12 protein-coding genes are annotated in these 12,741 nt (G+C 34.9%); 5 read left to right on the top strand and 7 right to left on the bottom strand.

Annotated elements, in window-relative coordinates; all coding sequences use genetic code 11:
• The first annotated feature begins 85 nt into the window (after nucleotides 1-85).
• The 3 genes from BM024_RS02765 to rpe all read left to right on the top strand — a co-directional run bounded on the left by BM024_RS02765 (nucleotide 86) and on the right by rpe (nucleotide 1,716).
• A complete protein-coding gene (locus BM024_RS02765; protein ID WP_090677931.1) occupies nucleotides 86-250 on the top strand; it encodes a YqaE/Pmp3 family membrane protein in 165 nt (54 codons plus the stop codon).
• A gap of 1 nt (nucleotide 251) precedes the next feature.
• Nucleotides 252-953: a lipoyl(octanoyl) transferase LipB gene (lipB, locus tag BM024_RS02760; RefSeq protein WP_090677930.1), complete on the top strand. Its 702-nt coding sequence runs from the start codon at nucleotides 252-254 to the stop codon at nucleotides 951-953.
• Nucleotides 954-1,053: 100 nt separating this feature from the next.
• Entirely contained in the window at nucleotides 1,054-1,716 is a 663-nt protein-coding gene (gene rpe / locus BM024_RS02755; protein WP_090677929.1) for a ribulose-phosphate 3-epimerase, read from the top strand.
• Nucleotides 1,717-1,797: 81 nt separating this feature from the next.
• On the opposite strand, the gene groL is transcribed toward rpe, so the two are convergent.
• From groL to miaB, 7 genes are all read right to left on the bottom strand, one after another.
• On the bottom strand, nucleotides 1,798-3,423 hold the full coding sequence (groL, locus tag BM024_RS02750; protein WP_090677928.1) for a chaperonin GroEL: 1,626 nt from the start codon (nucleotides 3,421-3,423) through the stop codon (nucleotides 1,798-1,800).
• A 41-nt stretch (nucleotides 3,424-3,464) separates the two neighbouring features.
• The gene (locus BM024_RS02745) at nucleotides 3,465-3,740 is read right to left on the bottom strand and encodes a co-chaperone GroES (protein WP_090677927.1); all 276 of its coding nucleotides are present in this window, start codon (nucleotides 3,738-3,740) and stop codon (nucleotides 3,465-3,467) included.
• A 149-nt stretch (nucleotides 3,741-3,889) separates the two neighbouring features.
• Complete coding sequence (gene secG / locus BM024_RS02740; RefSeq protein WP_090677926.1) at nucleotides 3,890-4,270, bottom strand: preprotein translocase subunit SecG; 381 nt, start codon at nucleotides 4,268-4,270, stop codon at nucleotides 3,890-3,892.
• A gap of 5 nt (nucleotides 4,271-4,275) precedes the next feature.
• Entirely contained in the window at nucleotides 4,276-5,178 is a 903-nt protein-coding gene (locus BM024_RS02735; protein ID WP_090677925.1) for a tetratricopeptide repeat protein, read from the bottom strand.
• Nucleotides 5,179-5,193: 15 nt separating this feature from the next.
• Nucleotides 5,194-5,697 carry an LptE family protein gene (locus BM024_RS02730; protein WP_090677924.1) on the bottom strand — a complete coding sequence of 168 codons (504 nt, stop codon included), beginning with the start codon at nucleotides 5,695-5,697 and terminating at the stop codon, nucleotides 5,194-5,196.
• 4 nt (nucleotides 5,698-5,701) lie between these two features.
• Complete coding sequence (locus tag BM024_RS02725; RefSeq protein WP_090677923.1) at nucleotides 5,702-6,985, bottom strand: sigma-54 interaction domain-containing protein; 1,284 nt, start codon at nucleotides 6,983-6,985, stop codon at nucleotides 5,702-5,704.
• Between the two features lie 48 nt (nucleotides 6,986-7,033).
• Complete coding sequence (gene miaB / locus BM024_RS02720) at nucleotides 7,034-8,482, bottom strand: tRNA (N6-isopentenyl adenosine(37)-C2)-methylthiotransferase MiaB (RefSeq protein WP_090677922.1); 1,449 nt, start codon at nucleotides 8,480-8,482, stop codon at nucleotides 7,034-7,036.
• Nucleotides 8,483-9,002: 520 nt separating this feature from the next.
• On the opposite strand from miaB, the gene topA reads away from it, so the two are divergent.
• Nucleotides 9,003-11,528: a type I DNA topoisomerase gene (gene topA, locus BM024_RS02715; RefSeq protein ID WP_090677921.1), complete on the top strand. Its 2,526-nt coding sequence runs from the start codon at nucleotides 9,003-9,005 to the stop codon at nucleotides 11,526-11,528.
• Between the two features lie 9 nt (nucleotides 11,529-11,537).
• A complete protein-coding gene (locus BM024_RS02710) occupies nucleotides 11,538-12,689 on the top strand; it encodes a formimidoylglutamase (protein ID WP_090677920.1) in 1,152 nt (383 codons plus the stop codon).
• The last annotated feature ends 52 nt before the right edge of the window (nucleotides 12,690-12,741 follow it).

Raw genomic sequence — 12,741 nt, 5'->3', positions numbered from 1 at the left:
TGTAAAAATAAAAGCAATTGCTAAAAGAGTTGAGTATTCAATCAAAAATGACGAATTTTGTAATCATATGTAAAAACAATATAGTATGAGTTTTTGGAGAGTAATTTTGTCTTTGTTTCTACCACCTCTTGCGGTGTTTGATAAGGGATGTGGGTCTATTTTAATCGTATTGCTTTTGACTATTTGTGGATGGGTTCCTGGAGTTATAGCTGCTTTGGTGATTTTAAATAACCCTAAATACAACCGTTAGGATGAATAAGGAAGTACAAATTTTAGATTTAGGGTTGAAAGATTACAAGGAGACTTGGGATTTTCAAGAAGCTCTTTTTCAAGGTATTTTAGATGTTAAGATATCGAATCGCAGAAATGAGCAGAATGAACCAACTAAGAACTATTTGATATTTGTTGAACATCCACATGTTTATACATTGGGTAAGAGTGGTGATTTTGCAAATTTGTTGTTAAGTGAAGAACAGTTAGCAGAGAAGGGTGCTTCGTATTATAAAATTAATCGTGGTGGTGATATTACTTATCATGGACCGGGGCAAATTGTTGGATATCCAATTTTAGATTTGGAAAATTTCTTTTCTGACATTCATAAGTATTTACGCTTATTAGAGGAATCGATTATTTTGACTTTGAAGGAGTATGGAGTTGAGTCGGGGAGAAGTGAAGGGGAAACGGGTGTTTGGTTAGGTGTTGGGACTCCTTTTGCAAGAAAAATTTGCGCCATGGGAGTTCGTGCTTCTCGTTGGGTTACTATGCATGGATTTGCTTTTAATGTAAATGCTGATTTAGGTTATTTTGATAATATTATTCCTTGTGGTATTCGTGGTAAAGGAGTTACTTCTTTGCATGTAGAACTTGGTATAGAACGAGTGGATGAAAAGGAAGTTGAGGAAAAGATTATCAAGCACTTTAGTTCTCTTTTTGAGGCTGAAATGGTTAGGTAGTATTAATGTTGAGTATTTTATAGATAATATTTTATTAGAACCATATAAAACAAGAATGAGATTTTCTTTATTTCGTATCTTTGTTTAAACAAAACATTTTATGAGAAATACAAAAATTGCACCTTCGATTTTAGCCGCCGATTTTGCTAATTTGCAAAGGGATATTGAAATGGTTAACGCAAGTCAGGCTGATTGGTTTCATATAGATATTATGGACGGGGTTTTTGTTCCTAATATTTCATTTGGAATGCCGGTTTTAGATGCTATTAGAAAACATGCACAGAAAACGATTGATGTGCATTTAATGATTGTAGATCCTGATCGATATATTAAAGTGTTTAAGGATTTGGGAGCGAATGTTCTTACTGTTCATTATGAGGCTTGTACGCATTTACATAGGACGCTTCAAGCTATTAAAGCTGAGGGCATGCGGGCAGGTGTTGCTTTAAATCCACATACTTCTGTTTCTTTATTGGAAGATGTTATTCAGGATATAGATTTGGTGTGTATAATGAGTGTTAATCCTGGTTTTGGTGGTCAAAGTTTTATAGAAAACACCTATGATAAAGTTAAGAAGTTGAAGCAGTTGATTATTGAAAAAGGGGCAAGTACGATAATCGAAATAGACGGAGGTGTTACGTCTGGAAATGCAAAGCAATTGGTAGATGCTGGTGCGGACGTTTTAGTTGCTGGAAGTTTTGTGTTCAATGCGCAAGATCAATTAGGAACGATTGCTGATTTGAAAAAACTTACTTGTTCTTAATCCATAGGGTTGAGTATAGATATAAAAAAGCGGGTTGGAATTTAAATTCCAACCCGCTTTTTAAATATATGATTGTAGGTCTTACATCATTCCAGGCATTCCACCTCCCATAGGAGATCCGCCATTTTCGTCTTTAATTTCTACTAAAGCACATTCGGTTGTTAGAATCATCCCAGCAACAGATGCTGCATTTTCTAAAGCTACACGAGTTACTTTCTTAGGGTCAATAATTCCAGCAGCAAGCATATCTACGTATTCGTTTGTTTTTGCATTGTATCCGAAGTTTCCTGTTTCTTCTAATACTTTTGCTACTACTACAGATCCTTCTAATCCTGCATTTTCTACAATAGTTCTCAAAGGAGACTCGATTGCTCTTGCTACAATTTGAATTCCTGTTTCTTCATCTGCAGATGCTGGTTGTATGCTAGCAAGTGATATTTTAGCTCTTAAAAGTGCTACTCCCCCTCCTGCAACGATTCCTTCTTCCACGGCTGCTCTAGTTGCGTGTAGTGCATCATCAACGCGGTCTTTCTTCTCTTTCATTTCTACTTCAGAAGCAGCTCCTACATAAAGAACAGCTACTCCTCCAGCTAATTTAGCTAGGCGTTCTTGTAGTTTTTCTCTATCATAGTCAGAAGTTGTTGTCTCCATTTGTGCTTTGATTTGGTTTACTCTATTTTTTATCATAGAAGCTTCTCCAGCACCGCTTACGATAGTGGTATTGTCTTTATCAATGCTAACGCGCTTGCAAGTACCTAGCATTTCTAAAGTTGTGTTTTCTAATGTGTAGCCTTGTTCTTCAGAAATAACTACACCACCTGTTAGGATAGCGATGTCTTCCAACATAGCTTTTCTACGGTCTCCAAATCCTGGTGCTTTAACTGCAGCGATTTTTAGAGCCCCTCTTAGTTTGTTTACAACTAAAGTAGATAAAGCTTCTCCATCTACATCTTCTGCGATAATAAGCAATGGTTTTCCAGATTGAGCTACTGGTTCTAAAATTGGCAAAAGTTCTTTTAATGAAGATACTTTTTTGTCATATAATAAAATGTAGGGAGCATCAAGTTCCACTTGCATTTTTTCTGAGTCTGTAACAAAATAAGGTGATAAATATCCTCTGTCAAACTGCATTCCTTCAACAACATCTACAAAAGTTTCTGTTCCTTTTGCTTCTTCAACAGTGATAACACCTTCTTTTCCTACTTTTTCAAATGCACGAGCAATTAACTCTCCAATTACTTCGTCATTATTTGCTGAAATAGCTGCTACTTGTTGGATTTTATCCATTGAGCTACCTACTTCTTGAGCTTGTTCTTTTAAATTCGCTACAATTGCTTCTACAGCTTTGTCAATTCCACGTTTAAGATCCATTGGATTTGCACCGGCTGCAACGTTTTTAAGACCTTCTTTTACGATTGCTTGTGCTAAAACAGTAGCAGTTGTAGTTCCGTCTCCTGCTAAATCATTTGTTTTAGAGGCTACTTCTTTAACCATTTGAGCTCCCATGTTTTCAAGGGTGTCTTCTAGTTCGATTTCTTTAGCTACTGAAACACCATCTTTAGTTACAGTTGGTGCGCCAAATGACTTTCCAATGATTACATTTCTACCTTTTGGTCCTAATGTTACTTTTACTGCGTTTGCTAATGCGTCTACACCGCGTTTTAAACCGTCGCGTGCTTCTATTTCGAATTTAATATCTTTTGCCATCTGTATTTACTGTTTAAAATTATTATAGAGTTAGGTGTTGATTAGATAATTGCTAAGATGTCGTCTTCACGCATCATCAAATAATCTTTTCCTTCTAACTTTAATTCTGTTCCTGCATATTTTCCATAAAGAACGGTGTCGCCTAATTTAACAGTCATTTCATGATCTTTAGTTCCCTTTCCAAAAGCAACAACGATTCCCTTTTGTGGCTTTTCTTTTGCTGTGTCTGGGATGAAAATTCCTGAAGCCGTTTTAGTTTCAGCTGGTAGTGGTTCAATAAGAACTCGGTCTGAAAGTGGTCTAATGTTTAATGCCATACTATTTATAATTTATGAAATGGATGTTTATTATTAATCTTTCTAAATAAGAAAATTCACAAAGTATGCCAAAGGTGTTTTATGACAGTTTGTGAAATAAAAAATGCCAGCTTGTCAGGGCTGGCACAGTCTTATATGTGTTTTTTGAACTATTTTGTTTCTTGTACAGGCGCTTCTTCTGTTACTGGAACAACTTCATTGTTAGCTGGAGTTGCTTCGTTAGTTTGAGGTGTGCTTACTGGTGTGATTGGCGTAGCAACGGCATTCGGGTCTAGTACTTTAGAATCTCCATTTATACCACCTCCACTGAAGCTCATGCTTGATAACAGTATCAATGCGATTAATAAACCTCCTAATGTCCAAGTACTTTTGTCTAAGAAGTCATTTGTGTTTTTTACACCTCCAACTACTGTTGAACCTCCGAATGAAGAATCTAATCCTCCTCCTTTAGGGTTTTGTATCATAATTGCTACGATAAGTAAGAAACAAACAAATGTTATTAATATTAAGAATATGGTAAATGTGTTCATTGTTTTTAACTGTTATGTTGTTGTAACGCTTTTATATCTATAATTTGGTCTGCAAAGAAACTACTTTTTTCTGGATATTTCAAAATTAAAATCTCATAAGCTTGTATTGCTTTCTGATATTTTTTCTGCTCTAGGTAAATTTTAGCTAATGTTTCTGTCATTAGACTTGAATTGTCTTGAATAGAAACCTCTATATTTATTGGTGTTAGAGGCATATTCTTTGTTGTGATAATTTTAGGATTTGTTTCGATAAATTTATCTATCAAATCTATTTTTTTTTGTCTTTTTGGGTCAGAAAATTCATAATTGCCGTCTTTTATTTCGTCTTTTTCTCGATTTATAGGGCCTGATTTATGTAGTTGTAGCCATTCTTGAAAGGAGTGCTTCTCCTTTTTATTGAATTCTAGAGGTTCTCCGATATGTAAACGTTGTTCTAAATTTACTCTATTTTCAATAATAGTATTCGACTCTAATTTAATTTCAGTCGATCTATTTTCGTTTAAATCTTCTTTATTGTCTTCAGTAGTATCTACAGCTATTTTTGGGCTCTTTTTTTCTAAAGTTGTTATTGCTTGAATAAGAGAGTCAACTAATTTATTTGATTTACTTTCTTTAGCTTCAATTTGCTCTTCTTTAATATCAGTTACAAGACTAAATGGTTTGTAGGAAACAAATTCAGTAGAAGTGATAAATTCAAAAAGGATGTCTCTGTCAGCGGTATGGGCAGCCGTCTTTTTTAATTCTGTGTTATACTTAAAACTTTTTTGTTTGTATAGACTTTGTAAATAAAGGGCTCGAGCAGATTGAAAGTACGGGAAATCATGAAGAAGCTCTTCTAGAAAAGGAGCGTCTTCCGATTTTATAAGGTTTGGATTCTGAAGAATATTATGTAAGTCGTTAGTATTCACTTTTATGATTTGTTTTTACCATTTTGCTAAAGATTCATTGAAAACGTCTTGTGTAATTCTCTCATAAATTTCGTCTAGTGCTGTTGATAATGCTGATCCTGCTAACTGTGTATCTGCCCCGAAATCATAAAAATGTGAAAATCTTTTTTCAAAGTCGTCTTCTGGATTTTTCTTGTTGATAAAACGAACATTGATTGAGATGTACAATCTGTTTTGAGCAGCTCGTTGGTCTGCTGTTGCTGTCATGGGGGATATTCTAAAGTCAGTGATTTCTCCCTCGTAAATTAAATCTGCTCCAGAATTAGTTAAACTTAAGCTTGTTTGATTCTGAATTAAATCTTGTAAAGCTAAGGTGAATGTTCTTTCAATTCCTGGTTCTACTAATTCGGCATTATTCTGAAAGTAATTTACTTGAAATGAATCAGCATCTATTTTCCCCGTTCCTGTAAAATTGTAATATTTACAACTGTTAAAACAAACGGTTGTAGCCAAAAATAGTAAAATATATTTGAATCTCATGGTGTTACAAATTAAATTGTTTGATTTTTCGATACAAAGTTCTTTCGGAAATTCCTAATTCATCTGCGGCAGCTTTCCTTCTTCCGTCATTTCTCTCTAAGGCTTTCTTTATTAATTCGATCTCTTGCTCGTCTAATCTTAATGATTCTTGGTCATCTATCGTTTCTGCTAATAAATATGTGGTGTTATCATCTTCATCTTCATTGTCTTCAAATGTTCGCTGTCTATTGGCTACATCAATAGGGTAGATTTCTACGTTGAGATTTGTGTCTTTGCTTTCTGTGGTGGGTGTAGAATCATCTTGACCGTAGATGCGTTTGATTAAGTTCTTATTTGTTTCTTGAACGTGATTATGATCGTTTTCCATTAACTCAAGAGTGAGTTTTTTTAAGTCATTTAAATCATTTCTCATGTCGAAAAGAATCTTATATAAAATTTCTCTTTCGCTGCTGAAATCACTTTCTGCCTTCTTTGTATTTATAAGTGAGGGTAGTTGTTTATCGTGATTTGATGGTAAATAACTTTGTAGTATTTGTAATGAGATGATGCGATTGGTTTCGAGTACGGAAATTTGTTCTGCTACATTACGCAATTGGCGAATATTTCCATCCCATCTGTATTTAACTAAATAATTTGCGGCTGCTTCGTCTAATTTAATAGGTGGCATTTTGTACTTATGAGCAAAGTCTGATGCAAATTTACGAAAGAGTAAATGAATGTCTTCTCCTCTTTCTCGTAAAGGCGGTAAGGTAATCTCGACGGTACTCAATCTGTAATATAGGTCTTCTCTAAACTTTCCTTTTTCAATAGCTTCTGCCATATTTACATTTGTAGCAGCAACGATTCTGATATCTGTTTTTTCAACTTTGGAAGATCCTACTTTCATAAACTCTCCATTTTCTAATACACGGAGTAGTCTTACTTGTGTAGTTAAAGGGAGTTCTCCTACTTCGTCTAAAAATATGGTACCGCCATCTGCTACTTCAAAATAACCTTCTCTTGTTGCTGTAGCTCCTGTAAAAGCACCTTTTTCATGACCGAAGAGCTCGCTGTCTATAGTCCCTTCTGGGATTGCTCCACAATTGACTGCAATGTATTTTCCGTGTTTTCTATGAGAAAGCGAGTGTATTATTTTTGGAATATTTTCTTTTCCCACACCACTTTCTCCTGTAACTAGAACCGAGATATCGGTAGGTGCTACTTGAATGGCTTTTTCAATAGCTCGGTTTAGTTTGGGATTGTTTCCTATGATTTCAAATCGTTGCTTGATGGCTTGAACGGTTTCCATAGATGTTTTTATAAGGTTAGAGAATGGTCTAATTTTTTGGTTTTAGTGCTAAGAGTGCATTTCACTGTAATTTACAGCTTCACCTATTAGAGTTGCAGAGGTGCAATTCGTGATTTTTACTAAAACAAAATCTCCTGCTTTATAGTTTTCTTTAGGAAATACTACAACGGTATTTTGAGAGGTTCTTCCAGACCATTCGTTTTCTGATTTCTTAGATGTTTTTTCGATAAGTACTTCAACTGTTTCACCTATGAAACGCTGTGTTCTTTCTAGTCCTATTTCTCTTTGTAAATCTACAATCTCTTGAAGCCTTCTTTGTTTAACATCTTCAGGGATATCATCCTCTAGTTTTCTAGCTGCTAAAGTTCCTGGTCTTTCAGAATAAGAGAACATAAAGCCAAAATCGTACTTAACATATTCTATAAGGGATAAAGTATCTTGATGGTCTTGTTCTGTTTCTGTAGGGAAACCTGCTATTATATCTTGTGATATGCTGCAATTTGGAATTATGCTTCGAATTTTATCAACGAGTGCCATGTATTCTTCTCTTGTGTGCTGGCGATTCATTTCTTTTAAAATTCTGGTGCTTCCTGATTGAACTGGAAGGTGTATGTATTTACAAACATTATGATATTTGGCAATAACATGAAGTACCTCTTCGTGCATATCCTGCGGATTAGACGTTGAGAATCTAAAGCGCATTTTTGGAAATTGAATTGCACAATTTTCAAGTAGTTGTGCAAAGTCAACTGCTGTTGCTTTTTGCATATCAGTTGCTTTGTCGTAGTCTTTTTTCAGACCACCACCATACCAAAGATAGCTATCGACATTTTGACCTAGTAGCGTTACTTCTTTAAATCCTCTACTGTAAAGATCAGTGATTTCTTCTAAAATGCTTTGTGGGTCCCTACTGCGTTCACGCCCTCTTGTAAATGGAACGACACAGAAAGTACACATGTTGTCACAGCCTCTAGTGATTGATACGAAAGCGGTTACTCCATTGCTCATCAATCGAACAGGAGAAACGTCTCCGTAAGTTTCTTCTTTTGAAAGAATTACATTTATAGCATCTCTACCTTCTTCTACTTCTTTAAGTAGGTTGGGGATGTCTTTGTATGCATCTGGACCTACTACTAAATCAACAATCTTTTCTTCTTCTAAGAATTTGCTTTTTAATCGTTCAGCCATGCAACCTAAAACTCCTACTTTCATTTTAGGATTAGATCTTTTTACCTTATTATACTTTTCGAGTCTTTTTCTTACAGTTTGTTCTGCTTTGTCTCGAATTGAGCATGTATTTACCAAAACCAAATCAGCTTCTTCTAAATTTTGAGTGGTATTATATCCTTGATCTAAAAGTATAGATGCGACTACCTCACTGTCTGAGAAATTCATTTGACATCCATAGCTTTCAATAAAAAGCTTTTTTGTGTTGTTTTCTTTTTGCGCTAATTCTAGGCTAGTTCCTTGTAAACTTTCTTCAATTACCTTTTCCATTGTGTCTTTGTAATGGGTTTTATTCAATTGACAAATATACTTTTTAATATGGTTCTGACAAGTTGGCAGTTGAGTATTTAACGTTTATTTCAATTTTCACCATATCTGGATCGTGGATTAGGTAGTAAAATGTTATTTCATGATAATTATCGAGGATCGAGGTGTCTTAGGAAGGGGCAGAGAACTATTTCTAAAGAGGTTTGTTGGTGTTTTTTTTAGTAAACCAAGGAAACTTAGTGTTATAGAGTATATCGAATTACATCATTTTCGCTATTTGTATTTATCAAAGGGAGCCTTATTGTTGTAAGAGGTCCCTTTATTTGGAGTTTTTGATTTATTGTCTAAATTAATGGTGATAGTATTAATGAGTAAAAATTTTACAGCTAAAGATATGAGTGGTGAATTGAAGTGTTAGTTTAAGGTAGTTTCATGTGATAGAAAAGTCATTTGATTTTTTAAAAGAGGTAATAAATGTAATATTTAAAAAAATCCTATACTTTTGTTGGCAAAATAATGAAATATGGCAAAGAATTTAGTGATTGTTGAGTCCCCTGCAAAGGCAAAGACGATTGAAAAGTTTTTAGGTAAAGATTATCAAGTAGAATCTAGTTATGGGCATATAGCAGATTTACCTTCTAAGGAAATTGGAGTGGATGTTGAGAATAATTTTAAACCTAAATATGAAGTTTCGTCTGATAAAAAAGCTGTTGTAAAGAAACTTAAGGATCTTTCTAAAAAAGCGGAAATGGTTTGGCTGGCTTCGGATGAGGACCGCGAAGGTGAGGCTATTGCTTGGCACTTGGCGGAAGAATTAAAGTTGAGTGAGGAGAAAACTAAACGTATAGTATTTCATGAAATTACAAAGACTGCTATTTTAAAAGCTATTGAAAACCCACGAAAAATCGATTACAATCTGGTAAATGCACAGCAGGCTAGAAGAGTATTGGATAGATTGGTTGGATATGAGTTGTCTCCTGTGTTGTGGAAGAAGGTGAAAGGAGGACTTTCTGCAGGAAGAGTGCAATCTGTTTCGGTGAGATTGATTGTTGAGAGAGAGAGAGAAATCAACGAATTTAATTCAAAGGCTTCTTATAGTATAACTGCTGAGTTTACTAATGAAGGAGGGAAATTGGTTAAGGCTAAGCTTCCGAAAAATTTCGAATCATTAAGTGAAGCAGAGGCTTTTCTAAATAAAAATGTTGGTGCAAATTATAAGGTTAGTGAGTTGGATACTAAACCTGCTAAGAAATCACCAGCAGCACCTTTTACTACTTCTACTTTACAACAGGAAGCGGCTAGAAAGTTGTATTATTCCGTGGGGCAGACAATGATGCTTGCGCAGAGGTTGTATGAAAGTGGATTGATTACTTATATGAGAACAGATAGTGTTAATCTTTCTCAAGACGCTATAAATGCGGCGGCAGCGGAAATTACAAAGTCTTATGGTAAAGAATTTAGTAATCCAAGAACTTACGTTAATAAAAACAAAGGTGCACAAGAGGCTCACGAGGCGATTAGACCTACGGATATGTCTTTGCATAATGCTCCTGTAGATAGAGACCAGGCTCGGTTATATGATTTGATTTGGAAGCGAACGTTGGCTTCTCAAATGAGTGATGCAAAATTAGAGCGTACAAATGTGAAGATTGTGGCTGATGCTTATTCTGACCAATTTGTTGCGTCGGGTGAGGTGTTGCTTTTTGAAGGTTTCTTAAAAGTTTATTTAGAGGGTAATGATGATGAAGAGGAAGAAGTGGAAGGTATTTTGCCAACACTTCGAATAGGAGAAAAAATGTTAAATAAGAAAATTGTAGCGACACAACGTTTTACCAGACCTGGTGCTCGTTATACGGAAGCGTCTTTAGTAAAGAAATTAGAGGAGTTGGGTATTGGTAGGCCGTCTACGTATGCTCCAACTATTTCTACTATCATAGCTAGAACTTATGTTGAGAAAGGGACATCAGAGGGTAAAGAACGACCTTACAAGATGCTTGTACTTAAAGATGGAGCAATTACTTCTTCTGATTTAGTGGAGAAAGTGGGAGGAGATAAAGGACGATTGATACCAACAGATATTGGTATCGTAGTGAATGATTTCTTGGTAAAGAATTTTGAGACTATTCTTGATTATAATTTTACAGCGAAAGTTGAACAGGATTTTGATGAAATTGCTGCTGGAAATGAAGATTGGGCTAAGATGATGAAGGATTTTTATGATCATTTCCATCCAAGAGTCCGTGATGTTGAAGAAAATGCGGAACGTGAATCAGGAGAGCGAATTTTAGGAACAGATCCCAATACGGGTAAGCCAATTTTAGTTCGTTTAGGTAAATTTGGCCCTATGGCTCAAATAGGGGCTGCAGATGATGAAGAGAAACAATTTGCTAGTCTAAGACCTGATCAAAATATTGGAACGATTACCTTAGAAGAGGCACTTGTACTGTTCCTTCTTCCAAAGAAATTGGGAGAATACAAAGGAGAAGAAATTGAGGTTAGTAATGGAAGATTTGGACCTTATGTAAGGTTTGGGAAAACTTTTATATCTCTAGATAAAGGTGAGGAACCTTTAGATGTTACTATTGAAAGAGCTATGGAGTTGATTAAGCGCAAAGAGGAAGAGGACGCTCCAATTGCTACTTATCAAGATTTGCCAGTACAGAAGGGTGTAGGGCGATTTGGACCATATTTGAAATGGAATGGATTATTTATTAATGTGAATAAAAAATACGATTTTGACAATCTTTCTAAAGCTGATATTGATGCTTTAATTTCGGATAAGGTTCAGAAGGAGATAGATAAAGTAATTCACGATTGGAAAGAAGAAGGGATTCGCGTAGAGAAAGCGCGATGGGGGAGATCTGTGATATTAAAAGGAAAAACGAAAATAGAATTGGGTAAAGAGATTGATGCTGAGGCTCTAACTTTAGAAGAGGTTCAGGATTTAATTGAAAAAAAGACACCTGCAAAAAAGAAGACAGTAGCAAAGAAACCAACGGTAAAGAAAACAGTAGTTAAGAAAGCAACGACTAAAAAATCTACAAAATAATTCAGGCATATGATTTTTGAATTGATTAGACCTTTAGATTACGATTTTTTAAAATTTATAGACGGATTACCTAGTCAGTCTTTGGGGAAAAAGGTGACGTTTCATTCAGGAACTTCATTTGATTCTTTCTCTAATTATCAAATTGCTATTGTGGGCGTTTTAGATAATAGGGGTTTGGAAAATGGAGATGATATCGTTGATATCTCTAAAGTTAGAAAAGCGTTTTATAGTTTATATCCAGGAAATTGGGCTTCTAAAATTATTGATTTTGGAGATATTTTGCCTGGTGAAAGTCTTGCAGATACTTATTATTTGGTTAGAAAGCTTACAGAGATTTTATTGAAAAACAATGTGATTCCTGTTGTTATTGGAGGATCTCAAGACATGACTTATGCAATGTATCGTGCTTACGATTCTCTAGAGCAGATGGTTAACTTGGTTTGTATAGATGATAGATTAGACTTGATGAAAGAAGGAAGCTTTCCTGCTGCGTCATTTTTATCGAAAATTATTGTTGATGAACCTAATAATTTATTTAATTATTCAAATCTGGGATATCAGACTTACTTCAATTCGCAAGAAGAGATTGATTTGATTGAAGGATTGTATTTTGAAGCATACCGTTTAGGTGAGATAGTAAATAACGGTAAGTTGGCAGAACCTGTTTTAAGAGATGCGGATTTGGTAAGTTTAGATTTAAATTCAATAAAATCTGGGGATTCTGGAGACTATGAGAATTTTAATCCTAATGGTTTTGATGGTAGAGAAATTTGTTCTTTAGCTCGATATTCAGGTTTAAGTGATAGGGTAAGTTCTTTTGGTGTGTTTAATTATAATAATTCAAATAGTGAGACGTTATTAATAGCACAAATAATCTGGTATTTTGTCGAAGGAGTTAATTTTAGATCCAACGAATATCCATTTACAAGCAAAGAATCTTATTTTAAATACATAGTTCCTTTGGAAGATTATGAGGATTTAGTGTTTTATAAAAGTGATGTGTCTGGAAGATGGTGGATCGAAGTGGAAATGGAGACAAGTGTTAATAAAAATATAACTAGAAAGTTATTGTTACCTTGCGATTATGACGATTATCAAAGCGCTATTAGACAGCAAGTGCCTGATAGGTGGTGGAGAGCGTTGAAAAAGAGTTTGCTTTAACTGTTAATGCTTGATTTTCATCAAATGTTAAATATAAATTAAATTTTTTTTA

This window comes from Myroides guanonis, from assembly GCF_900114085.1.
In the GTDB taxonomy this organism is placed as follows: Bacteria; Bacteroidota; Bacteroidia; order Flavobacteriales; family Flavobacteriaceae; genus Flavobacterium; species Flavobacterium guanonis.
Note: the sequence above shows the minus strand (reverse complement) of the source record. Positions and strands in the feature narration are given on the sequence as shown.

Bases quoted from the DNA above. Each gene is read 5' to 3' on its own strand.
- BM024_RS02745 (WP_090677927.1), bottom strand. From the start codon at position 3,740: ATGGCATTAAACATTAGACCACTTTCAGACCGAGTTCTTATTGAACCA.
- miaB (WP_090677922.1), bottom strand. From the start codon at position 8,482: ATGGAAAAGGTAATTGAAGAAAGTTTACAAGGAACTAGCCTAGAATTA.
- groL (WP_090677928.1), bottom strand. From the start codon at position 3,423: ATGGCAAAAGATATTAAATTCGAAATAGAAGCACGCGACGGTTTAAAA.
- BM024_RS02725 (WP_090677923.1), bottom strand. From the start codon at position 6,985: ATGGAAACCGTTCAAGCCATCAAGCAACGATTTGAAATCATAGGAAAC.
- secG (WP_090677926.1), bottom strand. From the start codon at position 4,270: ATGAACACATTTACCATATTCTTAATATTAATAACATTTGTTTGTTTC.
- BM024_RS02765 (WP_090677931.1), top strand. From the start codon at position 86: ATGAGTTTTTGGAGAGTAATTTTGTCTTTGTTTCTACCACCTCTTGCG.
- rpe (WP_090677929.1), top strand. From the start codon at position 1,054: ATGAGAAATACAAAAATTGCACCTTCGATTTTAGCCGCCGATTTTGCT.
- BM024_RS02730 (WP_090677924.1), bottom strand. From the start codon at position 5,697: ATGAGATTCAAATATATTTTACTATTTTTGGCTACAACCGTTTGTTTT.
- BM024_RS02710 (WP_090677920.1), top strand. From the start codon at position 11,538: ATGATTTTTGAATTGATTAGACCTTTAGATTACGATTTTTTAAAATTT.
- topA (WP_090677921.1), top strand. From the start codon at position 9,003: ATGGCAAAGAATTTAGTGATTGTTGAGTCCCCTGCAAAGGCAAAGACG.
- lipB (WP_090677930.1), top strand. From the start codon at position 252: ATGAATAAGGAAGTACAAATTTTAGATTTAGGGTTGAAAGATTACAAG.